The sequence below is a fragment of the Luteibacter flocculans genome, from assembly GCF_023612255.1.
In the GTDB taxonomy this organism is placed as follows: Bacteria; Pseudomonadota; Gammaproteobacteria; order Xanthomonadales; family Rhodanobacteraceae; genus Luteibacter; species Luteibacter flocculans.
The window spans coordinates 3,756,499-3,782,288 of record NZ_CP063231.1 but is presented as its reverse complement, the minus strand read 5'-3'; the positions used below and the strand labels follow the sequence as shown (position 1 = coordinate 3,782,288).

The window sequence follows — 25,790 nt, the reverse complement described above, 5'->3', positions numbered from 1 at the left end:
ATACATATGTGCGTATTCGGCATGGCCGACAATTCCTTCGGCGCAGATGCGTGAAAGTGGCCGCACCGGCCAAAGACCGGTGCAGAACTGGCGCAACGTGCGTTCAGACTGCCTTATTCACCTTGAGGGCTCACCATCATGCGTACCTACGTCCGTCCATTACTCGCCTCGTTCGTCACGCTCTCGCTGTGCGTCGGCGCGGCGCAGGCACAAAGTGCGTTGTCCGGCCTCGGCCAGGCCTGGCCCAATGCCACCGACGTCAGCAGCAGCCCGAACTATCACGTCTACGTCTTCCAGCGCGGCGGCACCCGATATATCCAGGTCAACGATGCCAATGGCAACGTGCGTGGCGCGTTCGCGCGCACGACCTATTCGCTGGTCGGCCTGCCCGTCGGTGTGGATGCGTCACGATTGGCTACGCCGGATGAACCGATGCCGGCCCCGGCCAGCACGTCGGGCGAAACGGTCTACCAGGACAACTCGGTCAAAGTGTTCGTCTCGCCTCAGCCGGATGGCACGATGCAACTGAGAGCCGTGGGCGGCGATTGCACGAACCCGGTGGAATGCACGACGCGCGCCCAGTAAGCCCCCGCGGGCGGAAAGCCGCTGGAGGGAAACAGGCAGGGGTTTTCCCTCAGCGGTGCTGGGCGCCCATGGGCGTTTCCGTCAACGCGCGCTTCGACATCCGACGCGCGACGCGCACACCGAACAGCAGCGAAGTGGACAGCACAAATGCCAGTACCGTCTGCGCCTGGATCATGGCGGGATCCTGCAGTCGGAACGATGTGGAGGCCATGCCGACGCTGGCGAGCATGCCGCCGAGCGCACTGCCATGCCAGCCGTGTCGCCAGGTCAGCGCCAATACGGGTGCAGCCATGGCGATACGTGTTGCCTGCAATGCGCCGCCATCGACCTGCGAAGCCACGCCCAGCAGCAAGGCGAGGATCGGCACGGCGATGAAAAGCGTGTCGCGGGTCAGCGGACTGCGCCACCATGCCTGCCACGTGACCCTCTTGCGCCCCATCGCGACCACACGTTCGCGCAGCGCCATGATCGTCGGGGTGATGGTGAGCGCACCCAGGTAAGCACCCAGCAGCCAGGCCAGGAAGATCGGCGCGGTGGCGGAGGGCGCTGCCGAACCGTCAGCCATGATCACCGTGGACAGCACCAGGGAGTTGTCGAGCGTGGTGACGAGCGCGCATGCAAGCGTGGCGAACATCAGCATCGCCATGTTGATCTGCCCGTCTGGCCCACGCAGTGACGACCGTGCACGCAGCAATCCCACGATGGGCATGCAGAAGATCATGGGAGGAATCGATGCGAGCACGGCCCACGTGATGCCGAACTGGTGCGCATGCAGGGCGGCCATCTCGGCGATCGGCAGCGCTTCACCCACGGCCAATGCGGGCCAGAAACGCTTGGGCACCAGAAAGAGGCAGGCGAGGCGCAGGCCTGCCGTGAGCGTCCAGTGGGAGAAGGAGAAATACCGCGTCAGCTCGTAGCAGGCGGCGTAGGCGCCCGCGACGGCAACGTAGCGTCCCCAAGCTAACGGATCCCTGTTTAGTCTCCCCACGTTCGCGCCCCCACGTCTCATGCGTCCTGACACATTAGGCCGACGATGACGAGGCACTTCATCCGCCGACCGACCATGGTCCTGCAACCCGGAATACGTCGCCGGACTCATGACCGCGCAGCTAGTTTGAAGGTATAGCGGCCCTTCTGCTATCGAATGGAGAGCGTTTTGATCGATTTGCCGAATAAGGGCCCGGTTTTTACCGGCGCCTACCAACGCAGTGCACGGGGGCCCACGGCGGCGCCGATGGCGGCGGGAATCAGCATGCCCAGCAGGTACCAGGTCGACCAGAACGGCGGCGCCATTTCGGGGCAGTGCAGGCAATAGGCCACCGTGCCCGTCGCGCCGGCCAGCAAGCCCACGGCGGCGCCAGCAAGACGCGGGCGCACTGGGGCCATGCCGCGCACGGCCCATAGCATGGCGATCAAGGCCGGCATGGCGAGCGTGGCGATAAGGACGGGACAGACGCGCCACGTATGACCCAGGATCAAGGGCAACTGCGCCTCCGGCGCGGCATGCGCCAGCACCCAGCCCATGGCCAGCCAGCCGACGGCTACCGGTGCGGCAAGCACCGCCCAGGCGCCGCCCACGCGCACACCGGGCCGGGCCAGCCGTGCGGTGACCCAGAGCGCGGCGGCGGCGATCGTGGCGGCGTATCCCAGGCGGAACCAGAACGTGGGCACGCGCACGGCGTCGGCGATATCCGGGCGCACGCCCAGCAGCAGCACCATCAATAGCAGCGCGGCGCCAAAACCTGCGATCCAGGCCAGCGCGAAGCGGCGTGCCGGGGCGTGCCGATCCACGGGCGGGGCCTGGGTGGCAAGAAGAGCAACGAGGTCGTCGGTCTTCATGAGCGCCCCCGGATGCGCGCTGCCAGCGCCTTGAGGCCACGATGCACGCCGACCTTCACGGCGGATTCGGACATGCCGCTGCGCAGGGCGGCCTCCGCGACCGAGAGGCCTTCGAGCTTCACCAGTTGGATGGGCAGGCGATGGCGGTCGGGAAGGGCGTCGAGCAGCACGCCGACGTCGCGCCGCGCATCCGCGGGCTCGACGTCGGAGGCCACGAACAGGCCGCCGTCATCCTCGAACGGTTCGTGCAGCGCTTCACGGCGCGAATGGGCCCGGAAGAAATCCATCAGCTTGTAGCGTGCGATCGCGTGTACCCACGCAGTCAAGGGCTGTTCCGGTCGATACGTGTGGCGGGCATTGTGCACGGCCAGCAAGGTCTCCTGCAGGATGTCTTCCACATCGGCCTGCGCGCGGGGCAGGCGTCGACGAAGGTAAGCGCGCAAGTGGCCCGAGAGGCCGTCGAGAAAACGGCGATAGCGAGCCGCATCGCCATGCAGTCCGTCGACGAAGCAGGCGCGCAGATCGGTCTCCGTCGCCGACATGGCCCGCTCCCTGCGCTCGTCCGCGGTATCCGCGGTCATCTGCCGGGTGTCTGTCGACACGTGTTGGGCCGCGCGGGGAGTGACATTGCAATCACCTCGATGGATAGGATCACGGCGCGGCGGATAGACCGGTACGGCGGGGTGCCATGTCGACGCGCGTGAACTCATGCTTCGTCATTCGCGCGCGGCGGGTCTCAGGTTACAGCGCGCGCGAAAAAAAGTTTGGGGTGTAACCCGTGGCATCGCTGCGGCGAACTGATGGCTAACCGGACACCGTGTCCGTTACCCGAAGGAGCCACCGTATGAACCGTCACGCCGCCTCGCTTGCTCTCACCCTCGCCGCCCTCGTGGCCGGCGTCGCTCATGCCGACAATCAGGACGCAAAGAAGCCCGCCGTCGAAAAGTGCTGGGGCGTCGCCAAGGCCGGACAGAACGATTGCGCCGCGGGCCCCGGCACGACCTGCGCGGGCACCGCCAAGGCCGACTACCAGAAGAACGCGTGGAAGAACGTCCCGGCCGGCACCTGCACATCGATCGTCACGCCGAACGGTCACGGCTCGCTTACCAAGGTCGGCTGAGCCGTCATGTCGCCGCTGTCCGCCGGTCTCGGCTTCAAACCACAGCATGTTCGCGACGCACTGGATGCCAGCCAGCCGGGCCTGTGGTTCGAGGTGCATCCTGAGAATTACCTTGCGGACGGCGGACCGGCCCCCGCCATGCTGGACGCGCTGGTGGCGCGACACCCCGTGTCCCTGCACGGGGTGTCGCTCTCGCTGGCGGGGGCGTCGCCGCCGGACGCTGAACACCTGCGGCGACTGCGCCAGCTGATCGATCGTGTCCAACCGGCCCTGGTGTCGGAACACCTGGCCTGGTCGGCATGGGGTGGCACGTACCTCCCCGACCTGCTTCCTTTTCCGCGCACTCATGACGCGCTCGCTCACGTCGTAGATAACCTGGCACGCAGCCAGGACGCGCTCGGCCGGCGGATATCGATCGAGAACCCGTCGCATTACCTTGCGATCGACGGGCATGCGTGGAGCGAAACGGATTTTCTTGCCGAACTGGTTCGGCGCACGGGATGCGGTTTGCTTCTCGACGTCAACAACGTCCATGTCAGCGCGCATAACCTCGGCACGAGTGCGCGTGCCTATCTCGAGGCCTTTCCGTTGCACGCCGTCACGGAAGTGCATCTGGCGGGGCATGGCATCGATGCGTCGCTCGATGGCGGTCTGCTGGTCGATTCGCACGACGCAGCGGTCGCCGAACCCGTGTGGGAACTGTATCGGTATGTTCTGCAACGCATGGGGCCTGTGCCCACGCTGATCGAACGCGACGGCAACGTACCGGCGTTCGACGCACTGATGCGCGAGTGTCTCCGCGCGAACGACATGTTGTCGGCGTGGGCAAATGCGGCATGACCACCCTCGCGCATTTTCAGCATGCCTTCGTCGAAGCCCTTCGCGCCGAGGTGAGCGACTTTGCACCCGCCATGCATCCGGCCTTCGCGATCTACCGCAACACGGTGATGCGTGCCTGCCTCGATGCGCTGGAGGCCAACTTCCCCGCCGTGGTGTGCCTGGTCGGGCGCGACTGGTTTCGTGCAGCGGCGGCGCTTCACGTCGACGAGGCGCCGCCACGCGACGCACGGCTCGCGCGTTACGGCGAGGGCTTTCCCGATTTTCTCGCACACTTCGAGCCGGCTGCCGTTCTTCCGTACCTCGTGGACGTCGCCCGGCTGGATCGGCTTTGGTCGGAAAGCAGGGATGCGGCCGATGCAGCCCCGCTGAATCTCGATCGGCTGGCCGAGCTATCGCCGGAAGTGTTGGTGAGCGAGCGCCTGGGCCTCCATCCCGCCACACGGTGGATCGATTCCGCGGTGCCTGTGCGCACGATCTGGGAAGCCAGTCGGCGTGGTGTGCCGGTCGGATCCGACCTTCATTGGCAGCCGGAGCAAGCCATCGTGGTGCGTGTGGCCGGCCGTGTGCACGTCGTGCCGGGCGACGGCGCCTCCCTCGCCATCCTCGATGCCGTCGCCAGCGGCGCGACGCTGGGCGAAGCGACGATGGCGGTCACCTCGGCTTATCCGGGCGCTCGCCTTGATCTCATTCTCCCCGGACTCCTGCGGTCCGGTGCCTTTGCTCATTCCTAAGGGAGCCAACCATGCTGACCGTCACCCCTGCCGCTACGGCACCCACCCTTCGCGGTCGCTGGAACGCGCTTGCCGAACGGATCGAGCAGCTGATCGGACACGACCTGCTCGCCCTGACGGCACGCCTTTCCATCGCGGCCATCTTCTTCCAGTCCGGTCGCACGAAGGTCGAAGGGTTTCTTACGATCACCGAAGGCACGTATGAGCTGTTCCGCACGGAGTACCGTCTGCCGCTGGTGCCGCCGGAGATCGCCGCCCACCTGTCGGCGAGTGTGGAAACCTTCGTGCCGATACTGCTCGTGCTTGGGCTCGCCACGCGGTTGTCTGCCTTCGTTCTGCTGGGCATGACCTCGATCATCGAGATTTTCGTGTATCCGGACGCCTGGCCGACGCATCTGTCCTGGGCGGCGATCCTGCTGTATCTCATGGGGCGCGGCGCCGGGCGTGTCTCGTTGGACCGCGTCCTGGGCCTCCGCTGAAAAAAAACGTATGCCGCTGTAACCTCCGCGACTACGGCAGCGAATTCGTCCATGCCATCCCGGCATCCATCCCGTCCTGGAGAACGACCATGCAAACCGCTACCCATAGCATCGCCGCTGCCGCCGCCCTTTTCGCCGTTTCGGTCGCTGCGATTTCCGCCCCGGCACAAGCCGCGGAGCAGGGCGCCGGCAAGACGGTGCATTGTTACGGCATCAACAGCTGCAAGGGCACGTCCGACTGTAAATCCGGCAACCACCAGTGCAAGGGCATGAATGATTGCAAGGGCCAGGGCTTCAAGGCCGTGTCCATGCAGGAATGCACCGCTCAGGGCGGCAGCACCACCCCGCCGGCCAAGTAAGTACCGTGGCCCGGCTGCCGGTGGCGGTCGGGTCTCTCCTCGTGGAGCGCCGCATGTCCCATCCCTCGCCAATACCCTTGTCTGGATTCGGGCTTGGCTTGCGCGTACCGCACTACGCCGAGTTCATCGAAACGCAGCAGCCGGTGGATTTCGTCGAGGCGATCTCGGAAAACTTCATGGTCGAGGGTGGCCGTCCGCTGGACGTGCTGACCCGTGTTCGCGAGCGCTATCCCGTCGCGCTGCACGGCGTGTCGATGAATATCGGTTCCGCCGACGGTGTGGATGCCGGTTATCTGCGTCGCTTGCGGGGCCTCGCCGATCGCATCGAGCCGATCTGGGTGTCGGATCACCTGAGCTGGACCGGCATCGATGGTTTCAATTCGCACGATCTGCTGCCGCTGCCGTATACGCGCCAGGCGCTGGATATCGTGGCGAGCAACGTGCATGCCGCACAGGATGTACTGGGTCGTCCGTTGCTGCTGGAAAATCCCTCGACCTATCTGCATTTTGCGGATGGCATGGGGGAGGCCGCTTTCATCGGCGAGCTGTGTGCGCGTACAGGCTGCTATCTGCTGCTCGATGTGAACAACGTCTACGTGAGCGCGACCAATCACGGCCTCGATCCGGACGACTGGCTTCGTTGGCTGCCCTTGGATCGTGTACGCCAGATCCACCTCGCGGGTCACAGTCAGGGACGCGACATGCTTGTCGATACCCATGACGCGCCCGTGCCGGATCCGGTGTGGGCGTTGTATGCGCGCTTCGTCGAACGTCTTGGCGACGTGGCCGTGATGATCGAGCGCGACGATCACATCCCGCCGCTGCGTGAGTTGCTGGATGAGCTTGCGCGTGCGCGAGCGATCACCACCGACGTTCGTCGCGCCGCATGAATCTCGGGGACTGGCAGAAGGCGTTCGCCGCGGCCCTGGCAAAGGGCGAAACGCCGACCGCGGTCGACGTACGCGGTATGGCCGTCCACGTAAACAACTACCGATCGCAACTGGTGGCGTGCCTGCGCGATACCTATGCGAAGACGTTGCTGTGGCTCGGCGACGATGCCTTCGACGCCCACGCCGCGCGCTACGTCGAACGTCATCCGCCCTCGTCGTGGACGCTGGACGCCTATGGCGAAGCGTTCGTTACCTGGCTGGAGGATGCTTATCCGGCCGACATCGAAGTGGGCGAGCTGGCCTGGCTCGACTGGCACCTGCGCCAAGCCTTCTCCGGTCCGGATGCGGAGGCCATGCCGGTCCGCGACCTCGCGGCGGACGATTGGGATCGCGTCGAGATCGAATTCGTACCGACCCTGCGTTTCCGTACCACGCAAAGCAATGCCGTGGCGATCTGGCGAGCCCTGGCCGACGCGTTGCCGCCGCCTCCGGTAGCCATCGTCGAAGGTGGGGTAGGTGTGCGCGTGTGGCGGCATGGCTTGTCGCCGCAGTTCGCGAGCATGACCTCGGACGAGGCGACATGCCTCGACCTCGCGCTGGCCGGCGCCAGTTTCGGCGAGATCTGCACCTTCCTCATGCCCTTCCACCCCGAGGACCAGGTAGCGCGTATCGCAGGCGGTTGCCTGGGCGCGTGGACGGCCGAAGGCATGGTGCGCAGTCTGCGCCACTGACCACAGGACGGTCGACATGCGGCCGGCGCGCTCGCGCATCGCTACACTGTCCCGATGATCGATGATGCCCACCTCGCGCACGGCCTTGCCGGCGACCAACTGGAACCCGACTGGCCGCCGTTGACGGTGGACGAGGTCGTCACGGTGCTCGCGCGCCATCCATCGCTGGGCACGCTGCGCTCCATCGACTGGCGCAGCCCGCGGCCGCTCTCTGCCGCTGCGCTGGTGACCGCCACGGCGGGCCGCGCGTTCATCAAGCGCCACCATCGCAGCGTGCGCGACGAACGCACGTTGGCGGAGGAACATCGTTTCTCCGATGCCGTGCGCGCCTGCGGGGTACCTGTGCCGCGCATCCTGCGCGGAATGGACGGCGAGTCGGTGATCGGTACCGACCAGTGGGTCTACGAAGTTCAAGAGCCCGCGCGTGGTACGGACGTCTATCGCGAGGCGTACTCGTGGTCGCCGATTGGTGGCGAGCGCCATGCGCTGGAAGCCGGTGCCATGCTCGCGCGGCTGCACGACGCAGCGATCACGTTCGATGCGCCGCAGCGGAGCACCGATATTCTCGTCGCGCGTGCGGAACTGCTTTCGTCGGATGATCCACTCGACGCGATCGCCGCGCAGTGGTCGATGCGTCCTGCGCTCGCGCAATACCTCGTCGATCGCGACTGGCGACACGAGATCGACGCGGCCATTGCGCCTTGGCAGGCGCGCGCAGCGCAGGCGTCACGCGCGCAACCGCCGCTATGGACACATGGCGACTGGCACGTCTCCAACCTGTACTGGAGTGGCGATAAAGACGACGCCACGATAACCGACGTGCTGGACTTCGGCCTTTCCGCGCGCACGTTTGCGCTGTTCGATCTCGCCACTGCCATCGAACGCAATGCGATCGCGTGGTTGGACATCGACAAGGGTCATATTGCGCGACACGATCTGGCACTCGCGCTGATTCGCGGCTATTGCGCGATCCGGCCGCTGACGCCGGCCGACCTCGTCGCGCTCGCCGATGTTCTTCCTCTGGTTCATATGGACTTTGCGCTGTCCGAGGTGGAGTACTTCGAGGGCATAACGCGTCGCCGCGAACATGCCGACGTGGCCTACTACACCTTCCTGATCGGCCATGCCGGCTGGTTCGGCGGGGCCGAGGGGCAGGGGTTCCTCAAAGCGATCCGCGACGCCGGCCAATAATCGTGGTTCAATAGGCGTTCTAGAAGCGGGGGTGCCCGGCGAATGCCGGGCTGAGAGAGTCCCTTGGAACCTGACCCGGTTAGGACCGGCGTAGGGAGCTTGCAGGATCGCGCAGGGCCATGGGCTCGGCGCGGCCCGCCGTCGCTTCGTCCGTGGACCCATGAAGACGACGATGACTCCTTACCGTACTCCGCTCGCCCTGGCCCTCCTTTCGCTTGCCGCCTCTGCGCACGCGACCGATGACGATACGAAACCGCAACAGGCACGCACGCTGCCGGCTGTGGACGTTCATGCGACCACCTCGAACAGCTACCGTGCCGCCGACTCCCAACTGGATACGTTCGGCAGCTTCGGTAGCGCACCGCTGCATGATACGCCAGCGGCCATCACCGTCATCACCCGCGCGCAGATCGATGACCGCCAACCACGCACCCTGAGCGAGCTGGTCCGCGGCGACGCGGCGATCAACGACAACTACGCGCCGGTCGGTTACTACCAGGACGTCGCCATCCGCGGTTTCCCGCTGGATCTCGCGACCGGCTTCCGTTTCAACGGCATGATCATGTCGGCGGAGCAGTTGCTCGCGCTGGAAGGCAAGGAGCGCGTGGAAGTGCTGAAGGGCCTTGGCGGCCTGGAAGCGGGTGTCGTGGAGCCGGGCGGTCTGGTGAACTACGTGAGCAAGCGTCCGGCCGAGGTGCGCGAAGTGACGGTCGGCACCGATTCGCACGGCTCCTCGTATGAGGCGCTCGATCTAGGCACATGGTTCTCGAAGTCGTTCGGCCTGCGTGTCAACGCCGCGAACGAGAAAACGCATTCGTCCGTCGAACACACCAACGGTCGCCGCAGCTTTGTGTCGATCGCCGCGGACTGGAAGATCACCGACAAGGCGACACTGCTGCTCGATACCGATTACCAGACCAGCGGACAGCGTTCGGTGTCCGGCTACCAGCTCCTGGGCGGCACCGCCATCCCGTCGCATGCGAGCCGCACGCGTCTGCTCGGTTACCAGCCGTGGGCGCGCCCTGTCGGGATTCATTCGAGCAACAGCTCGCTGCGCTTCAACTACCGTTTCAGCGATAACTGGAATGCGCAGCTCTCAGCGGGCCACAGCCATACCGTCATCGATGACAACGTGGCCTTCGCTTATGGCTGCTTCTATGCCGCGTCCTGCGCATCCGGCGCGACGCCCGGCTATTTCTTTTCTCCGAACGGCGACTACGACGTCTACGACTACCGCAGCCCGGACGATACGCGGCAGAACGACGAAGTGCGTGCCGTGCTCACTGGAAGCTTCGCCACGGGCTCGGTGGACCACGAACTCAACGTGGGCGCTACCGCGTTCCGCCGCACGGTCGATCAGCGCGCCGATGTGTACGACTACGTCGGTACCGCAAACATCAATGACCGCGTCGTGCCCGTCTTCGATCCCTCGCCGAACGAGCCCGGCCCGTCGGTGCGTCGCCTGACGAGCTGGCAACGCACGCTGTTCGCCATCGACCGTATCCATCTCGGCGACACCTGGCAGGTACTTGCCGGTACGCGGTTCGTCCGTCTCGACGAGCGCGCCTACGACAGCAGCGGCGCCCTCGAACGGAAGACGCGGGACAGCATGTCGCTGCCGCAGGCCGCCGTGCTGTGGCAGCCGGTGTCCGCGCTGACCACATACGTGAGCTACGGCGAAGGGCTCTCGCTCGGGCGGGAAGCGCCCTATTGGACCTCCAACGGTGGAACCACGCTGCCGCCGTTGCATTCGCGGCAGGTCGAGGCAGGCGTGAAGTACGCGGTCAGCGATCGTCTCGATCTCCAGGCCGCCGTCTACCGCATTCGTCAGCCGTATCAGTTCGCGCGTCCCAGCGACACACCGGAAGCCTTCACCTTCGTGCAGCAGGGCGAAGAGGTGCACACCGGGCTGGAAGTCAATCTTGCGGGACGTGTGACCGATAACCTGCGCCTCACCGCTAGCGCGAACTTCATTCGTGCCCGTGCAGAGAACACCGGTGCACCGACCTACGAAGACCACCAGGTCGTCAACGTGCCGCGCTGGCGCACGGCAGTCTATGCCGACTACAGCCTGCCGTTCGCGCCGGGATGGGCTGTGCTCGGTGGTTGGCGTTACGCCAGTACGAACGTCGCGACGCCGGATGGTGCGACACGCGTGCCGGCGTATCACGTGTTCGATGCGGGCCTGCGTTTCGCCACGAGCCTGCGCGGCCACGCGATGACCTGGCGGCTCAGTGTGGACAACGTCTTCAATCACTTCTACTGGCGCGATACGGGCAGCTCGGGCGGCGACAGCTATCTCTTCCCTGGCATGCCGCGGCTCGCCCGCCTGTCGATGACCTATGCCTTTTGAACTGTCGCTCTTCGAAGTGTGCGCCGCGATCGTCAGCGCGGCGGCCGTCTGGCTGACCGCCCGGCGCAGCCCCTGGTCCTGGCCTGTGGGGCTGGTCTCGGTCATCGCGTACGCGTGGATCTTCATCGACGCCAAGCTGTACTCGGACACGCTGCTGCAGGTGATCTTCGCGGTGCTGATCCTCTATGGATGGCACCGCTGGCTACGTAACCTGGATACGAGCGGCCACGTCAGGATCGCTGCGCTGGACCCGAGGGACGCCGGTCGGCACCTCGCGATCGGCACGGCTGCGGCGCTGGCACTCGGGTATGCGATGCATCGCTATACCGATGCATCGCTGCCCTGGCTGGATGCCGCACTGACAGCATTCAGTCTCGTCGCGCAGTGGTGGCAGGCACGACGCCACGCCGCGGCGTGGTGGTTGTGGATCGTCGTGGACGTGATCTACGTAGGCGAGTACGCATACAAGTCGTTGCCGGTGACGGCCGTGCTGTACGCGGGCTTCGTGGTCCTCGCGGCGATGGGGTGGCGGGCGTGGCGCAGCGCGGCGTCCCCAATGCCGCAGAGCCAGGACTCGCTCACCCATTGACCGCCTCTGCCGACGCGTCGCCAACGTCCCCAACCACCGAAAGAATTCCCTTTCTTCCGGCAGCCCGTGCTAGTAAGGACTGAATGGATTCCACCCGCGAACACCATGTATTTTCCGCAGGTAGTACGCGTAGTTGACCGTAAGCATGAAATAGATGCCACAACCAAGATTGATGGCTCGCACCAGCCCCGTCGTATCCATTCCAGCGGCGTCCAGGAATATATCCGCGGCAATGAGTCCTCCCCATAAGACAATTGCTTTCCTCCATAACCCGAGCACGCAGAGGTAAATCGGCGCCATCCAGAACGCCCACCAGTTCCACGCGATGCGTCGCCTCATCCTCGGGGGAAGACGCCGAAAAGCCTGCTGTGCCCCCTTGGAATGGGGGTCTCCATGCACCTTGAAGAAGGCAAAGCGTTCCCGCCATTTCTCGCTCAATCCATGGAACTCTGCGCTTTCTTGCGCCCTGATCAATTCATCCATAACGTCTCTTCCGTATGTCGTTCGATGCGAGGGGCCGGCGCTGTAGCGCATGCTGGCCCGCTTGCGGAAAAAAACACCCTGCGGCCGATGGAGTGCTAAACCGCCATCGAAGACCAGTTCGGCTGGATTTGCTGAGGAGGTGGCATGACGGCACTTGCCATGTCGCCGGGCGATCCCGTGCCGGCCATGGCCGATATGAGTGCGTTGAGGTCGTGCTCGATGCTCCAGGCGCCTGGCGATTTAGAAGCCTGCAAGGAGGCCGTGCCGCCGATTGGCACATCGTTACCGTCGCCGACGTAAAGCTTGTCGTTACCCTCGTCCCCTTCGAGGCGGTCATTACCGCCGTTGCCATGCAGGGCGTCGTTGCCCAGACCGCCAGCGATTTCATCGTCGCTGGCATAGCCGCGGAGGGTATCGTTCCCGTCGCTAGGTGCGAGGACCATCGCCTTGATTTGCTCAGCCGACCAAGACGTGCCGTCGGCGAAGCGGATGTCATCCAAGCGGGAAGCCTCGTTGTAGAAATAGTCGCTGATCGTGACCCCTTCCTTGGTGTCGCGGATGTAGAGGAGAAGGTCGTTGTAGGTACCGCGACGCGCATAGACGTCCTCCGGAGTGATCCCGTCGAGGAACTGCAGCACGTCCCACCGGTTCGCCGATCTGTCCGAGTTGTAGATCGTGTCCCAGCCGTCACCTCGGCCAAAGAGGTAGGTGTCGGAACCGGCGCCGCCTTGGAGGCTGTCGTTGCCCGAGCCGCCGATCAGTACATCGTTACCGTCATCACCGTAAAGCTTGTCGTCACCGACGCCCCCTTCGAGACGGTCATTGCCGCCGTTGCCATGCAGGGTGTCGTTGCCCAGTCCGCCAGTGATTTCATCGTCGCTGGCATAGCCGCGGAGGGTATCGTTCCCGTCGCTAGGTGCGAGGACCATCGCCTTGATTTGCTCAGCCGACCAAGACGTGCCGTCGGCGAAGCGGATGTCATCCAGGCGGGAAGCCTCGTTGTAGAAATAGTCGCTGATCGTGACCCCTTCCTTGGTGTCGCGGATGTAGATGAGAAGGTCGTTGTAGGTACCGCGACGCACATAGACGTCCTCCGGCGTGATCCCCTCAAGGAACTGCAGCACGTCCCGACGTCCCACCGATCCGTCCGAGTTGTAGATCGTGTCCCAACCGTCGCCTCGGCCAAAGAGGTAGGTGTCGGAACCGGCGCCGCCTCGGAGGCTGTCGTTGCCCGAGCCGCCGATCAGTACATCGTTGCCGTCATCGCCGTAAAGCTTGTCGTCACCGTCGCCCCCTTCGAGACGGTCATTGCCGCCGTTGCCATGCAGGGTGTCGTTGCCCAGTCCGCCAGTGATTTCATCGTCGCTGGCATAGCCGCGGAGGGTATCGTTCCCGTCGCTGGATGCCAGGACCATCGCCTTGATTTGCTCAGCCGACCAGGACGTGCCGTCGGCGAAACGGATGTCATCCAGGCGGGAAGCCTCGTTGTAGAAATAGTCGCTGATCGTGACCCCTTCCTTGGTGTCGCGGATGTAGATGAGAAGGTCGTTGTAGGTACCGCGACGCACATAGACGTCCTCCGGCGTGATCCCCTCAAGGAACTGCAGCACGTCCCGACGTCCCACCGATCCGTCCGAGTTGTAGATCGTGTCCCAACCGTCGCCTCGGCCAAAGAGGTAGGTGTCGGAACCGGCGCCGCCTCGGAGGCTGTCGTTGCCCGAGCCGCCGATCAGTACATCGTTGCCGTCATCGCCGTAAAGCTTGTCGTCACCGTCGCCCCCTTCGAGACGGTCATTGCCGCCGTTGCCATGCAGGGTGTCGTTGCCCAGTCCGCTAGTGATTTCATCGTCGCTGGCATAGCCGCGGAGGGTATCGTTCCCGTCGCTGGATGCCAGGACCATCGCCTTGATTTGCTCAGCCGACCAGGACGTGCCGTCGGCGAAACGAATGTCATCCAGGCGGGAAGCCTCGTTGTAGAAATAGTCGCTGATCGTGACCCCTTCCTTGGTGTCGCGGATGTAGATGAGAAGGTCGTTGTAGGTACCGCGACGCACATAGACGTCCTCCGGCGTGATCCCCTCAAGGAACTGCAGCACGTCCCACCGGTTCGCCGATCTGTCCGAGTTGTAGATCGTGTCCCAGCCGTCGCCTCGGCCAAAGAGGTAGGTGTCGGAACCGGCGCCGCCTTCGAGACGGTCATCGCCCGAGCCGCCGATCAGTACATCGTTGCCGTCGCCTCCATAGAGCGAGTCGTTTCCGTCCTGACCCCACAGAAAATCGTCACCGCTCTGTCCATAAAGCTTGTCGTTGCCGCCCAGGCCAAAAACAAGATCGCCTCCATCGCCCGCATTGACGGACGAAGAAGACGCGGTACCGAAAATAACCCGACCCTCACCTTGGAGTTCGACGTCAATCCGGGTGCGTTGATCGGGCGAGATCGCGCCGGCCCACGATTCGATCAGGCTCGCGAGTTTTCCAGTGTCAAAGGACTTCAATGAACGCAGCAAATCCATGCCATCCAGGATGCCCCGGACGGGATCTGAAGCGGAGACTTCCGTCAATCGCTGGAACACCCGTTCAAAGTCCGGCGCTATCACATCGCCATCCAGAGTGATGTCCACCACGTCGGCATACGATTTCAGCCGGGTTTGCAGAAGCAAGCCAGACTGCACTGAGCCAAGCAATTCGCGATACGAAGCATCCAACAGGGACAGCGCGTCGTTCGAGATGGGCAGGTCGGACTCCGTAAGCACGACAACGCCGTTTTTGATAGCGACCGTGCGAGTTGTGGTGTTTGCCCCCATGCGAACCTTGACCCGCGCGGAAGTCGCTGACATCGATTCGATAGTGAACTCAAGGAACGGCTGGCCGTTGAAGGATTCCAGCACGTTCAGCCGGGCAAGGCGGTCGCGAAAGAGCTTCTGCGCCTCCGTCGGCTGCTTGCCCGAGGTCTCCCAAGAGAATGCAAAGCGAAAATCTACGCCATCGCGATCCAGGCCGTCGATACGCTGTTCGAACGGACGATAACCTTCACCCGTAGCGGCCCAAGCGGAGATCAGCCGGTCGACAAGATCGCGCTGTTCGCGATGGCTTTCCGACGTTGCGTAGGCTTCCAAAAGGCTACGTAGCTCGGGGCTCAGCATGGCTGCTTCGCGAAGCTCCCGCACCATGCCGGAACCTTGCAGGTTCGGCAGCTGCCGGGCGCCATCGTCGAGTTCGACGGGATCGGTATGCTCGCTGTAGAAAGGATTGCTTTCCAGATCGACGTCCGCAGCCAAGCTCTGGTTGCCATTGACCTCACCCTCGGTGCCGTCGTCGCGGATGAAGGTTCCCGTGGCGCTGATAAGGTTGCCGTTGGAGTCTTCGTTCGCCTCTTTCGATTTGAGTACGATGGCGCGGATCCCATGTTCGGACAGCGACTTCATCTCATTCGCCTGGGCGACGCCATCCTTGTTCAGGTCCTGCCAGACGCGCACGTGCGAGAACATCTCGTCGTTGGCGTCGAACACGCCATCGCCATTGCTGTCGAGATCGGCCAGCGCATCGAAGCCGTTGCGTGCCTTCTTCCCGTCGCGCTTGACGGTATCCACACCGAAGAGCTCCGCGCCACTGTCGATTCGACCGTTGCCGTTGCGGTCCAGGACAAGGAAGCCATCGTCGCCCTTGATCCAGCCGGTACCGGTCTTTACCCCATCGCCATCGAAGTCGAACAGCACGCCGGCATCGGCTCCCAAGGTCTCGATACCATCGCCATCGAGATCGAGAACGAGCGGGTCGATGCGGCGGATGAGGTTGAGGGCAGCGAGGAATTTGTCGTTGACCAGTCTGGAGATGTCCTCACCTGCACCGCTGGCGAATCTAACGAATGCTTGCCATATGTCCGACATGCTCCCCCTGACCCCGGCAATGGCATCTTTAAAGGGCTCAGCCAGCTTCCCCCATTCTTCGGATGTGACAAAAAACTCCATCGTGATGGTTCCGATGACCGTAATGGCAAGAGCCGCGGCTCCAACTGGGGTGGCAGATACTCCTGCGACGACGATCGCCCTCGCCAGCGACGAGACGGTGAATCCAAACACAATTCCAGTGACAGCTTTTGCGACGTCACCGTCGCTTCCGTTGACGAGAGCAAGGCTGAGATCAGCAACATCACCCATGGGTCCGCCGTACTTGCGCAGGAACTTCAACGTGTCGCTCGCGCCTGCCAGCCTGGACCATTCGCTGTGGCGGGTGAGGGCGTAAAGTTCTAGCGTTTCCTTGGCATTCTCTGCGCTGGTGCTTAACAGGTGGGCTTCTGTTCGAGCCTGCAGCGCAGAATCCGCCAGTAGATTTGCAAGTGTTGGATTTCCGCTCTGAGCAGCCTGCGCCGCTCGTTCTAGGAATAGTCGCTCTTGCGCCTCATGCATTGACGCAAGCGCTTGTACCTGCGCTTCGTGACGCCCTACACCGGCAGCGGTGGCTCTCTGATAAGTCTTTTCATATTCGTCCAGCCCGCCGAGGATCGCCGTTTTCGATATAGCAGAGAGAGCGGCGATGTTGGCTAGGGTCTCGTCGTTTCCGCTCTCTTCCCTGTTCGTCATAGTCATTTATTTGTCCTTTTATGCTTGCAAAGTGCTAACTCGAATATCGGGAGTATGGCCAAGTACGCTAGTCCGACCACCAGCCAAACACTCGAACTGAATATTAAAGAGGTTAGTGCATCGCTGTTTGCGATAACCTTAAGTAATGGCGATTTGAATGTGGACCTCTCACCTTTCGGCTCATATTGATGATGAAAGAACCCAACTATGGGTAGAAGGTAGGCTAAGAAGAACAAGCCGCTTCTGATGGTTGGGTTTGGGCGTCTCGGGCGAGCGTCGATGATGAAGCAGTGCCACCCTGCGACTGACAAAGGGGTCAAAAGAAGTGAATAAAATGCATAAGCATTTAGGGTTGGTCCGTTTAATCCTTTCCACTCCATCCATTTGATTAAGCCGATCTGGCTTTCAATGAAGGCAAGGTCATAATTTGGAAAGCAGAGAGGATGCAGTCTGGAAAGCAGGTAGCTAAGGAAAAAATGCGCAATTGAAAAGAGCCATCCAAACTGTAGACATGTGAGCTTGTTCATGGCTCGCTTCTTTGGATGGGTGGCCTTAGTACTTGGGCGAATCCGGTTCGTACCGCAGCGGCGGCGTTATCGGCGTGCTTGATGGCTTCGCTTTGAAGGTTGTCTTTTCTATTTTCTTCCATGACTATCTCGATTTTGGATATCTTCGGTGGTTAAGTACTTAACGCTTAGTATTTTTGAATGCCATGTATGCCGCGAGTGGGGGTATCTGTAGGCCTGCTGCGATGCCTATCAGAAATAACCCAACCATTGAGGAGTAAGCGATGTTGAACTCTTGGATGGCTATGTGGACTAGGTTGAACTTGTGAATGTTCGGGTTTGGTGTTGACCTCGCTGGCATATAGAGGAGGAGTGAGAACAGGATGGATAAGAAGAGTCCGCTCAGGACGGCTCTAACGCCTAGGTGCGTTCCGTTATGCACTGCCACCTTCAATCCCTTGTAAGTGACGATGAAATACGCCGGAAACGCTAATGTCTGCGCGAGCAGATGAACGGCCAGTTCCCTTTGTCGCTCCATGGGTAGACCGTAGCTCGTGATGCCGCCAAACATCACTATTTTGTCGGCAAAGCCTGGTGCCGCTCCTGTCAGAACGAAAAACTCGGCGACGAAAAATGCGCTGAGTGCAGTCAGTCCGTAGCTACGAGCTATTGACCTGGGTGAGCATTCTTGAGGGTTGTTAATTAGCATGTCCGTTGTCTTCGATCGATTATTCAAATGAGGCTGCAAATTGCTATTACCGCTCCCGTCCCGCCTCGCTCACATGCTCTCGAAGCGGACTTAGCAGGTAGTCGATAAGCCGCCTTCGTCCGGTGCGGATCTCCGCCGTCACATTCATGCCCGGGGTCAGTGCGACATCGACGCCATCGATGGTCAGTGAGGTTCGGTCAAGTCGAATCCGCGCCGGAAAGACGAGTCCCAGCTTTTCGTCCTGCGCCGCGTCGTGCGAGACGCTTTGCACCGTGCCTCCGACGTAGCCGTAGCGTGTGTAGGGAAAGCTCTCGATCTTGACCGTGACGCGTTGTCCCGCGCGAACGAAGCCGATGTCCTGGTTGATGATCGTGGCTTCGACTTCCAGCGGGTCGTCGTCGGGGACGACGGCGAGTAGCGCCTGCCCTGGTGTGACCACGCCGCCGACGGTATGGATTGCGAGCTGTTGTGCGGTGCCATCCACTGGCGCGACGAGGGTGAGTTGGCTTTTGCGCTGTACTGCGCTGGCGAGGTCTTGCCGGTATTGACTTGCGTTATCGCTGGCCTGCCTTTGCTGGTCGGCCGCTTGCTGGCGGGTGAGGGCGGTATGGGTCTCCAGCTCATGCGCCGCCGCGTCGATGGCAGCTAGCAATTCGGCGAGGCGAGTGCGCTGACCGGTGAGAGAGCGGTCAGCGTCCATGCGTTCCTGTTCGCGCATGAGGTGTTCGTGGCGTGCGACATGACCGCGGGCGACGAGGGCCCCGGTGTCGTCCGCGCGGCGGCGTGCGATGTCGGCGCTTGCGCGCAGATCCGGTAGTTGGGCCTCGATGGTGGCGGCCTCGCGGCGGCGCTGATCGAGCGTGGATTCCAATGCCTGCTTCTTGGCGATGTATTGCGCAAGGTCGAGCGCAGCCAGTGCGCGGGCACGTCTTTCGTCGTCGGTAACGTGGGGCGCGACCGGCAAAGCGTCGGTGTCGATGGCGGCGGCCAACAAGGCGTAACGCTGCGTTTCGCGCTCCGCCGCAGCCAATGCTTCGGTGGCCTTGCGCCTGTCGGCTTCCGCTTGCGTGTCGTCGAGTTCGATGAGTACCTGCCCGGCATGCACCGTATCGCCATCGCGTACGGCGATCCGTCGTACGGTGGCGGTTTCCATCGGCTGCAGGGTCTTGGTGCGCGATGTGGTGACGGTGCGACCGGGTGCGCTTGCCACGATATCGAGGTGCCCCAGGCAGGCCCACATCAGCGCAACGACGAAAATCGCCATGATGAAGCGCTGCGTTGTCCTGGCCGTCGGCGAGACGGGCGATTCGACCAGTTCCAGATGGGCTGGAAGGAATGCGAGCTCGTCGGCCGTGCGTGCGGCGGCCGTGGCGACATGTCGGGCTGCCCACGCTTCGCGCCACGCCTCGACATGGCTGGCGATGCCTCCGATGAATTGCTTCATGCCGCGCCGCCTTGCAACGCATGCAGGCGGGCGTAACTGCCGCCCACGCGCCCGATCAGGTCGTCATGCCGGCCTTCTTCGATCACCCGGCCTCGGTCGAGTACCACGATGCGGTCGGCGTGGCGAACGGTGGAAAGACGGTGGGCGATGATGAGTACGGTGCGGCCCTGGCAGATGGCGCGCATGTTGCCCATGACGGCATGCTCGGATTCGTAGTCGAGCGCGCTGGTGGCTTCGTCGAGGATCAGGATGCGCGGGTTGGTCATGAGCGCACGGGCGATGGCGATGCGCTGCCGTTGCCCGCCCGAGAGCGTGCCGCCACGTTCGCCAACCAGGGTGTCGTAGCCTTCGGCCAGCTCCAGGATGAAGTCATGCGCGCCGGCGAGGCGGGCGGCGTGGATCACCTCGTCGAGGGAGGCCCCCGGGTCGGCCAGCGCGATGTTCTCGCGGATGCTGCGGTTGAACAGGAAGTTCTCCTGCAACACTACGCCTACCTGCCGGCGCAGCCACACAGGATCGACCATGGCGAGGTCGTTGCCATCGACCAGCACGCGACCTCGCTCCGGTACGTACAGGCGTTGTACCAGCTTGGTGAGAGTGCTCTTGCCCGAGCCAGAGCGACCGACGATGCCGATCACTTCGCCGGCTGCAATACGAAGGTCGATGCCTGCCAGCACCTCCGCGCCGTCCGGGCGATAGCGAAAGGTCGTGCGTTCGAACGTGATCTCCCCGCGCATGGCCGGCGGCGCGACACGGCTCCCAGCGCGTTCCGTGGGTGTGTTGAGGATGTCGCCCAGCCGGCGCACGGAGAGACCGACTTGCTGGAAGTCCTGCCAGAGTTGAGCAAGGCGGACGACGGGTGCGGCCACCTGTCCCGACAGCATGTTGAAGGCAATCAACTGGCCTACTGTGAGGTCGCCCTCGATGACCAGTCGCGCGCCCAGGTACAGAAGCAGCACGGCGACGGCCTTCTGGATCAGTTGCACCCCTTGTTGTCCGATGTTGGCTAGTCGGGTCACGCGCAAGGCTGCGCCAACGTAACCGGCAAGCTGGCGATCCCAGGTTTGCGTCATTCCCGGATCGACGGCCGCAGCCTTGATCGTTCCGATGCCGCTCACGGCCTCGACGAGAAACGCCTGGTTCTCGGCGCCACGCGCGAACTTCTCGTCCAGGCGGCGGCGCAGCAACGGTGTGACAAACGCCGACCACAGGGCGTAGACAGGCAGGGAAGCGAGCACGACAAGCGTGAGCGTGCCGCTGTACATCGTCATGACGGCGAGGAAGATCACGGCAAAGCAGAGGTCAAGCACGGAGGTGAGCGCCTGCCCCGTGAGGAAGCCACGTATGGTTTCGAGTTCCCGGACACGGGCGACGGTTTCGCCCGTGCGGCGCGCTTCGAAGTAGGCAAGCGGCAGCGCGATGAGGTGCCGGAAGAGGCCGGCGCCCAGTTCCACATCGATCTTGCTCGTGGTGTGCGCAAATACATGCGCGCGGAGGCCGGATAGCAGAACTTCGAACAAGCCGACGGCGGCAATACCTATCGCCACGACGTTGAGGGTCGCGATCGTGCGGTGGACGAGCACCTTGTCCATGACGACCTGGAAGAGCAGTGGCGTGACCAGTGAGAATGCCTGGACGAAGACCGATACCAGAATCACTTCGGCGAAGAGCCGGCGGTACTTCACCACGGCAGGGATGAACCAGCTCAGGTCGAATCGGCCTGCCGCCTTTTGCGTCCCCTGCCGCGTCGCGACCAGCAACAGGCGTCCCGCGTACATTTTGGCGAAGCGCTCTCGATCGATGCGGCGGACACGGCGTTCGATGAGGTCGTGGACGAGAACGGCGTCGCCATCCACGCGAGCGAGAACGGCATACCCGTTACCGTCGATGCGCGCGACAGCGGGCAAGGGGGTGGCAGCAAGTCGTTCGAGCGGTTGATCCACGAAGCGGGCTTTCAGCCCCAGTGACTTGGCGGCTAGCAACGTCGCTACTTCGTCAAAGGAGCGCCCGTTGCCGAACTCATGCGCCAGTTGGGCGGGATCGGCCGCTACGCCGTGGAATCGCGCGAGGAGCACCAGGGCTGCCAGGAGCGAATCGGCGACATCCACGGGGGTGCACGGCGTCGCCGTCAACGCTGCTTCTTGCATGTCCAGCTCCTGCCCTTGTCATCTTTCGGCTTGAATCTGCGTAAGCCGAAAGGTGCGGAAGGATAGGGGTGCCAGTTCGCATGCACCATGGAAGCAGTCTCAAATATCGGCGCAATGCATCGAATGACGCATTGCGTAGCAGAAAACGAGCGTCGTGCTCGATTCTCATGATTAATTTCGAAAATTGAGGTAAAGAGCGGCAGCGCAGGCGCTGCCTAGAAACCCGCCGCCCGCGGGCTGCGCCGATAGCCATGCAGGTATCGATAGCGGGATTTTTCAGAAATCTTCCATGTGCCGAAACGGCGAACTCGCGCATCATGCACGGGTCGCCGCAGGTTGGCATGGCTGGCTCAAGGATTTGAGCCCTGTGCACCAACCAGTGAACGGCAACGGCCGGGGCGTGGGACGCGCCCCGGCCGTTCTTCGTTTGTCGTCAGGGGCTTTTGGGCGACGTGCCCCAGTCCTCGGGACCGAACGACAGGTGCAACACGGCACGCGTGTCGTCCTCTAACGGCGGATGGTAGTCCAGCAACGTGCAACCGCTGGCGCGTTGCCGCTTCGCTGCCAGCGTCATGGTCTTCGCCAGTTGGGCCGCGTAGGCCGGCGTGCCGGGCTTTCCGCCCCTGAGCAACACGCGATACCCGTCGCTACTTGCCCCGTCCTTCAGGTCGGGTGGCGGCGTCTGTCCGGGTGGCACCATGACGAGATCCATGCGCCGACCGCAGGTGCCGACGCTCACGATATCGACGCCACTGAGCAGGTTGGCGACGAAGCCGTCGGCATCGTCGGCGAGCGATTCCACCGCGTCCACCGTCGTGCTGAGGCGGATCTTCACGAAGTAAAGCTTGCGATAGAACAGGTACGCGCGCGACGCGAGCATGTCCTGCTGCGCATCGAACACGATCGGCAGAACACGGCCCTCGACGGTGCGGCCACCCGGCAGCGTGGCCGTATAAGCGCTTTCGTCGCCCCACCAGACGTTGCGATAGATCTGCTGGCGTTCGGCGTAGGCGACGGATTCGCGAAAATCCTCGGCCGCACGGCGAAGCATCGCGGCATTGTCGCCTTCGCCTGCGGGATAAATGAACACGTCGGCGATGATCCATTGCGCGTTGTCGATGCGGTAGCGCAGGGACACGCCAGCGGCGATATCGCCTTCGTCGGCGTAGTTCTTCACGCCAGCGAGGGTCGCGCCGGGCAGGCGCTTGGGCGCGATGATCCAGGTGTCGTCCACCACGCCACGGTGCTCCGTCATGTCGGGCATGGCGCCCGGCGAGCCGTTGCCGACCTCCTGCGCCTGCGCAACCGTGCCTGCCCACAGGCCAAGCATGAGGGGAACCGCCTTCCACCGCCACATCGTCACAGCCCCTGAATCATCGAACGCGAACCCCGTGTCACGCACTATAGCCATCCATGCGATTCAACGGGAGCGCTTCGTTGCACGAAGGCGTCGGCGCAGAAAAGACAGGGTGGCTGCTTCCAATTTTCGCGGGTAACGCAAGCCCGTCTGAGGCACGCAGCGGTGCAGTTTGCCTTCCTGCCAACCGGCGAAGACTTCGGGGTGGATGTACGACGCTCGGCATACCGCGGGCGTGTTTCCCAACACCGCGGCCACTTCCTTCACGGCGGCCGCCAACAGTGACTTCGTTGCTCGCTCGCCGCCTTCTTCCGGCAGTGCCGTGGCAGCGAGTACCGCCACCGCATGCACCGTGCCGCCCCAGGTACGGAAGTCCTTCGCGGTGAACTCGCCGCCGGTGACCTCGCGCAGGTAATCGTTGACCATGCCGGAATCCACCGGCTGGGGCTGCCCGTCGTCGTCGATGTACTGGAACAGTCGCTGCCCCGGCAGTTCCTGCACGCGGCGTACGACCTTGACCAAGCGACGATCGTCCAAAGCCACGTCGCGCCACATTCCGCTCTTGCCGCGAAAGTGGAAATGGATACGACCCTTGCGCATGGCAACGTGCCGAGACCGCAGTGTCGTCAGGCCATAGGAATTGTTCTGCTTGGCATAGGCGTCGTTGCCGACGCGGATCATGGTTTCTTCCAGCAGGCTCACGACGAGGGCGAGGACTTTCTCGCGCGGCAGGCCGGGCAGGGCGAGATCCTTGCGCAAGCGTCGGCGCAGCCGGGGCAGCGCTTCGCCGAATTCCACGATGCGCTCGAACTTGCCCTGGTCGCGCGTCGCGCGCCAGCGCGCGTGGTAACGGTACTGCTTGCGGCCACGGGCATCGCGTCCGGTGGCTTGCAGATGCCCGCGTTCGTTAGGACAGATCCACACGCGCGAGTAGGCGGGCGGGATCGCCAGTGAACGGATGCGCTGCAACAGGTCCGGGTCGCTGACGGCTCGGCCGTCCGGATCGACATACCGGAACGATTGGCCGCGTTTGCAGCGGGTGATACCGGGGTCGGTGTCGCACACGTAGACGAGGCCCGCCGCTTTGGCGTGGGCTCGTTCCACACTTGCCACCACGAGGGCATCGGCCGGAGGTTTCCTGGACATGCCGGCACTATGTTCTGTCGGCCGATCAAGGCCGGGTGAACGCTTCGTCAGCCGACGCGGCAGAACACCGCCTTGAGGTAACGGTTCTCGGGCACGTTGCTCGCGACCGGGTGGTCGGCACCGGCGCCGGCCACGTGAAGCACCTGGATATCGCGACCGGCGTTCAGCGCCACGCGGCGGATCATCTCCAGGAAATCGTCTTCGCCGACCAGACCCGTGCAGGAGCAGGTCAGCAGGATGCCGCCCGGCGCCAGGACGTCGAGCGCGGTGCGGTTCATGGCGAAGTATTTCTTCAGCGCGTTCACGACCTGGTTGCGGTCGCGGGTGAGCTTGGGCGGGTCGAGGACGATGGCATCCCAACGATCGCCTCGGGCGATGGCGGCGCGCAGCCATTCGAAGACGTCACCTTGCTCGAATTGCGCGACGACGCCGTTCATGCGTGCGTTCTCGCGCGCCACTTCCAGGATGGCGGCGTCCGCGTCCACACCCGTAGCTTCGAGGGCGCCGGCCTTCATCGCGTGCACGGCGAACCCGCCGGCATTGCAGCAGAGGTCAAGCACACGCCGGCCGCGTGCGAGTTCGGCAAAGCGCTGGCGGTTGTCGCGCTGGTCGGCGAAGAATCCGGTCTTGTGACCCAGGCCAGGAGCGGCGTGGAAGGCGAGCCCGTGTTCGTGGACGTCCACCGCGGCGGGCGCGTCGTTCGAGCGCACGTCGAACGATTCCTGGCGCTGCACGTGCTGCTCCGCGAACCAGTACAGCGACGCACCCGGGAAATGGCGGAGCAGCTCGGCGTGGATCGTGTCGCGGAAGCGCCACATGCCTGCGGCGAAGTATTCGACCACGAGGTGATTCGCGTAACGGTCCACCACCAGGCCGGAGAGGCCGTCGCCTTCGCTGTGCACCACGCGCCACGCATCGCTCGCGGCGTCGAGGCGGAGCAGTTCGCGGCGCAGTTCCACCGCGCGGGTCAGACGCGCCGCGATCCAGGCATCGTCGATGGCCTCGTCCTGACGCGTAGTCAGTAGGCGCAGGGCCACGCGGGCATGGCCGTTCCAGAAGCCACGGCCTACGAAGCGTCCCTTCGCATCCAGGACCTCCACGACGCTACCGGGCGGCAGCCGCTCGTCGGGCTTCACGACCTGAGCCGACCAGACCCAGGGGTGGCCAGGTACGCGGTCGGATTTCAGGCGGATGGTGGGGAGTGCGGGGATAGTCATCGGCGAATGATACCGGGGCTCAGCGACCGAAGCGCAGCACGAGCCACGACACCAGCGCGAGCAGGTTGATGCCGAGGTGCGCCGAGGACGGTCCGGCGATCGCGAGGAGCCAGCCATGCTCGGCGATGGCCCAGTCGAAACCTACGCGCGGCGAACGCTGCAGAGTGAGCGAAAGGTTGGCAAAGGCGCCGCTCGACAGGGCATAACTGAACACGGGCGTCGCAATCAACGGCGCCTGGAGGAACTGTGCCCAGATGGACATCGACGTACCGCGCCCGTCGTTGCTCGCGAGCAGGACGCCGGCTACGAGGATGAAACCGAACACCAGCACGCCCAGCACGGCCACGATCGCGTCGATACCGCTGAAATGACCGGCGAGCAAACGATCGAACTGATGCACGAGGCCGAACAGCCCGCCGGCGATTTCGAACACGGCAATGACGCGGGTGAAGAACGAATGCATGGAGTCTCCTGGTGAGGCTGGCGCGGCGGTG

General features: G+C 63.5%; 24 protein-coding genes and 1 riboswitch. Of the genes, 11 read left to right on the top strand and 13 right to left on the bottom strand.

The features are described from left to right. Positions 1-138: 138 nt before the first annotated feature. A complete protein-coding gene (locus IM816_RS16465) occupies positions 139-585 on the top strand; it encodes a hypothetical protein (RefSeq protein ID WP_250338912.1) in 447 nt (148 codons plus the stop codon). A 49-nt stretch (positions 586-634) separates the two neighbouring features. Here the strand turns inward: IM816_RS16465 and IM816_RS16460 are convergent, their stop codons facing one another. From IM816_RS16460 to IM816_RS16450, 3 genes are all read right to left on the bottom strand, one after another. Further along, on the bottom strand, positions 635-1,573 hold the full coding sequence (locus IM816_RS16460; RefSeq protein ID WP_250338911.1) for an MASE1 domain-containing protein: 939 nt from the start codon (positions 1,571-1,573) through the stop codon (positions 635-637). Between the two features lie 209 nt (positions 1,574-1,782). Then, positions 1,783-2,424 carry a DUF1109 domain-containing protein gene (locus IM816_RS16455; RefSeq protein WP_250338910.1) on the bottom strand — a complete coding sequence of 214 codons (642 nt, stop codon included), beginning with the start codon at positions 2,422-2,424 and terminating at the stop codon, positions 1,783-1,785. Beyond that, a complete protein-coding gene (locus IM816_RS16450; RefSeq protein WP_250338909.1) occupies positions 2,421-3,026 on the bottom strand; it encodes a sigma-70 family RNA polymerase sigma factor in 606 nt (201 codons plus the stop codon). The genes IM816_RS16455 and IM816_RS16450 overlap by 4 nt, the downstream gene beginning before the upstream one ends. Before the next feature lie 242 nt (positions 3,027-3,268). Here IM816_RS16450 and IM816_RS16445 point away from each other — a divergent pair, with 242 nt between their 5' ends. The 10 genes from IM816_RS16445 to pnuC all read left to right on the top strand — a co-directional run bounded on the left by IM816_RS16445 (position 3,269) and on the right by pnuC (position 11,707). Then, entirely contained in the window at positions 3,269-3,544 is a 276-nt protein-coding gene (locus IM816_RS16445) for a BufA1 family periplasmic bufferin-type metallophore (RefSeq protein ID WP_072323798.1), read from the top strand. A 6-nt stretch (positions 3,545-3,550) separates the two neighbouring features. After that, a complete protein-coding gene (gene bufB / locus IM816_RS16440) occupies positions 3,551-4,384 on the top strand; it encodes an MNIO family bufferin maturase (RefSeq protein WP_250338908.1) in 834 nt (277 codons plus the stop codon). Next, positions 4,381-5,115: an HvfC/BufC N-terminal domain-containing protein gene (locus tag IM816_RS16435; RefSeq protein WP_250338907.1), complete on the top strand. Its 735-nt coding sequence runs from the start codon at positions 4,381-4,383 to the stop codon at positions 5,113-5,115. Before bufB (IM816_RS16440) ends, IM816_RS16435 begins: the two co-directional genes overlap by 4 nt. Before the next feature lie 11 nt (positions 5,116-5,126). Then, positions 5,127-5,594: a DoxX family protein gene (locus tag IM816_RS16430; RefSeq protein ID WP_250338906.1), complete on the top strand. Its 468-nt coding sequence runs from the start codon at positions 5,127-5,129 to the stop codon at positions 5,592-5,594. An 89-nt stretch (positions 5,595-5,683) separates the two neighbouring features. Then, on the top strand, positions 5,684-5,953 hold the full coding sequence (gene bufA2 / locus IM816_RS16425) for a BufA2 family periplasmic bufferin-type metallophore (protein ID WP_250338905.1): 270 nt from the start codon (positions 5,684-5,686) through the stop codon (positions 5,951-5,953). A 53-nt stretch (positions 5,954-6,006) separates the two neighbouring features. Further along, positions 6,007-6,843: an MNIO family bufferin maturase gene (bufB, locus tag IM816_RS16420; RefSeq protein ID WP_250338904.1), complete on the top strand. Its 837-nt coding sequence runs from the start codon at positions 6,007-6,009 to the stop codon at positions 6,841-6,843. After that, positions 6,840-7,574, top strand: coding sequence for an HvfC/BufC N-terminal domain-containing protein (locus IM816_RS16415; protein ID WP_250338903.1), 735 nt, complete (start codon positions 6,840-6,842; stop codon positions 7,572-7,574). The genes bufB (IM816_RS16420) and IM816_RS16415 overlap by 4 nt, the downstream gene beginning before the upstream one ends. A gap of 54 nt (positions 7,575-7,628) precedes the next feature. After that, entirely contained in the window at positions 7,629-8,765 is a 1,137-nt protein-coding gene (locus tag IM816_RS16410) for a phosphotransferase enzyme family protein (protein WP_250338902.1), read from the top strand. Between the two features lie 17 nt (positions 8,766-8,782). Continuing rightward, positions 8,783-8,879: riboswitch (TPP riboswitch) on the top strand. A gap of 58 nt (positions 8,880-8,937) precedes the next feature. Beyond that, the gene (locus tag IM816_RS16405; RefSeq protein ID WP_250338901.1) at positions 8,938-11,118 is read left to right on the top strand and encodes a TonB-dependent siderophore receptor; all 2,181 of its coding nucleotides are present in this window, start codon (positions 8,938-8,940) and stop codon (positions 11,116-11,118) included. Further along, the gene (gene pnuC / locus IM816_RS16400; protein ID WP_425602590.1) at positions 11,108-11,707 is read left to right on the top strand and encodes a nicotinamide riboside transporter PnuC; all 600 of its coding nucleotides are present in this window, start codon (positions 11,108-11,110) and stop codon (positions 11,705-11,707) included. Before IM816_RS16405 ends, pnuC begins: the two co-directional genes overlap by 11 nt. Before the next feature lie 69 nt (positions 11,708-11,776). On the opposite strand, the gene IM816_RS16395 is transcribed toward pnuC, so the two are convergent. From IM816_RS16395 to IM816_RS16350, 10 genes are all read right to left on the bottom strand, one after another. Continuing rightward, positions 11,777-12,190 carry a DUF2628 domain-containing protein gene (locus tag IM816_RS16395; protein ID WP_250338900.1) on the bottom strand — a complete coding sequence of 138 codons (414 nt, stop codon included), beginning with the start codon at positions 12,188-12,190 and terminating at the stop codon, positions 11,777-11,779. A gap of 95 nt (positions 12,191-12,285) precedes the next feature. After that, positions 12,286-16,776 carry a calcium-binding protein gene (locus IM816_RS16390; protein WP_250338899.1) on the bottom strand — a complete coding sequence of 1,497 codons (4,491 nt, stop codon included), beginning with the start codon at positions 16,774-16,776 and terminating at the stop codon, positions 12,286-12,288. Continuing rightward, on the bottom strand, positions 16,773-17,297 hold the full coding sequence (locus IM816_RS16385; protein ID WP_250338898.1) for a hypothetical protein: 525 nt from the start codon (positions 17,295-17,297) through the stop codon (positions 16,773-16,775). Before IM816_RS16385 ends, IM816_RS16390 begins: the two co-directional genes overlap by 4 nt. Before the next feature lie 160 nt (positions 17,298-17,457). Continuing rightward, complete coding sequence (locus tag IM816_RS16380; protein WP_250338897.1) at positions 17,458-17,985, bottom strand: hypothetical protein; 528 nt, start codon at positions 17,983-17,985, stop codon at positions 17,458-17,460. Between the two features lie 46 nt (positions 17,986-18,031). Continuing rightward, entirely contained in the window at positions 18,032-19,429 is a 1,398-nt protein-coding gene (locus IM816_RS16375) for an HlyD family type I secretion periplasmic adaptor subunit (RefSeq protein ID WP_250338896.1), read from the bottom strand. Next, positions 19,426-21,576: a type I secretion system permease/ATPase gene (locus tag IM816_RS16370; protein ID WP_250338895.1), complete on the bottom strand. Its 2,151-nt coding sequence runs from the start codon at positions 21,574-21,576 to the stop codon at positions 19,426-19,428. The genes IM816_RS16375 and IM816_RS16370 overlap by 4 nt, the downstream gene beginning before the upstream one ends. Positions 21,577-22,009: 433 nt before the next feature. Beyond that, entirely contained in the window at positions 22,010-22,906 is an 897-nt protein-coding gene (locus tag IM816_RS16365) for a hypothetical protein (RefSeq protein ID WP_250338894.1), read from the bottom strand. Between the two features lie 90 nt (positions 22,907-22,996). Continuing rightward, a complete protein-coding gene (locus IM816_RS16360; protein ID WP_250338893.1) occupies positions 22,997-24,079 on the bottom strand; it encodes a DNA topoisomerase IB in 1,083 nt (360 codons plus the stop codon). A 47-nt stretch (positions 24,080-24,126) separates the two neighbouring features. Further along, a complete protein-coding gene (locus tag IM816_RS16355; RefSeq protein ID WP_250338892.1) occupies positions 24,127-25,296 on the bottom strand; it encodes a class I SAM-dependent rRNA methyltransferase in 1,170 nt (389 codons plus the stop codon). A gap of 19 nt (positions 25,297-25,315) precedes the next feature. Then, positions 25,316-25,759: a hypothetical protein gene (locus IM816_RS16350; protein WP_250338891.1), complete on the bottom strand. Its 444-nt coding sequence runs from the start codon at positions 25,757-25,759 to the stop codon at positions 25,316-25,318. Positions 25,760-25,790 lie beyond the last annotated feature (31 nt).

Coding starts and splice junctions, on each gene's coding strand:
- IM816_RS16465 (WP_250338912.1), top strand. CDS start 139: ATGCGTACCTACGTCCGTCCATTACTCGCCTCGTTCGTCACGCTCTCG.
- IM816_RS16455 (WP_250338910.1), bottom strand. CDS start 2,424: ATGAAGACCGACGACCTCGTTGCTCTTCTTGCCACCCAGGCCCCGCCC.
- IM816_RS16445 (WP_072323798.1), top strand. CDS start 3,269: ATGAACCGTCACGCCGCCTCGCTTGCTCTCACCCTCGCCGCCCTCGTG.
- bufB (WP_250338908.1), top strand. CDS start 3,551: ATGTCGCCGCTGTCCGCCGGTCTCGGCTTCAAACCACAGCATGTTCGC.
- IM816_RS16435 (WP_250338907.1), top strand. CDS start 4,381: ATGACCACCCTCGCGCATTTTCAGCATGCCTTCGTCGAAGCCCTTCGC.
- IM816_RS16430 (WP_250338906.1), top strand. CDS start 5,127: ATGCTGACCGTCACCCCTGCCGCTACGGCACCCACCCTTCGCGGTCGC.
- bufA2 (WP_250338905.1), top strand. CDS start 5,684: ATGCAAACCGCTACCCATAGCATCGCCGCTGCCGCCGCCCTTTTCGCC.
- bufB (WP_250338904.1), top strand. CDS start 6,007: ATGTCCCATCCCTCGCCAATACCCTTGTCTGGATTCGGGCTTGGCTTG.
- IM816_RS16415 (WP_250338903.1), top strand. CDS start 6,840: ATGAATCTCGGGGACTGGCAGAAGGCGTTCGCCGCGGCCCTGGCAAAG.
- IM816_RS16410 (WP_250338902.1), top strand. CDS start 7,629: ATGATCGATGATGCCCACCTCGCGCACGGCCTTGCCGGCGACCAACTG.
- IM816_RS16405 (WP_250338901.1), top strand. CDS start 8,938: ATGACTCCTTACCGTACTCCGCTCGCCCTGGCCCTCCTTTCGCTTGCC.
- pnuC (WP_425602590.1), top strand. CDS start 11,108: ATGCCTTTTGAACTGTCGCTCTTCGAAGTGTGCGCCGCGATCGTCAGC.
- IM816_RS16395 (WP_250338900.1), bottom strand. CDS start 12,190: ATGGATGAATTGATCAGGGCGCAAGAAAGCGCAGAGTTCCATGGATTG.
- IM816_RS16390 (WP_250338899.1), bottom strand. CDS start 16,776: ATGACTATGACGAACAGGGAAGAGAGCGGAAACGACGAGACCCTAGCC.
- IM816_RS16385 (WP_250338898.1), bottom strand. CDS start 17,297: ATGAACAAGCTCACATGTCTACAGTTTGGATGGCTCTTTTCAATTGCG.
- IM816_RS16380 (WP_250338897.1), bottom strand. CDS start 17,985: ATGCTAATTAACAACCCTCAAGAATGCTCACCCAGGTCAATAGCTCGT.
- IM816_RS16375 (WP_250338896.1), bottom strand. CDS start 19,429: ATGAAGCAATTCATCGGAGGCATCGCCAGCCATGTCGAGGCGTGGCGC.
- IM816_RS16370 (WP_250338895.1), bottom strand. CDS start 21,576: ATGCAAGAAGCAGCGTTGACGGCGACGCCGTGCACCCCCGTGGATGTC.
- IM816_RS16365 (WP_250338894.1), bottom strand. CDS start 22,906: ATGCTTGGCCTGTGGGCAGGCACGGTTGCGCAGGCGCAGGAGGTCGGC.
- IM816_RS16360 (WP_250338893.1), bottom strand. CDS start 24,079: ATGTCCAGGAAACCTCCGGCCGATGCCCTCGTGGTGGCAAGTGTGGAA.
- IM816_RS16355 (WP_250338892.1), bottom strand. CDS start 25,296: ATGACTATCCCCGCACTCCCCACCATCCGCCTGAAATCCGACCGCGTA.
- IM816_RS16350 (WP_250338891.1), bottom strand. CDS start 25,759: ATGCATTCGTTCTTCACCCGCGTCATTGCCGTGTTCGAAATCGCCGGC.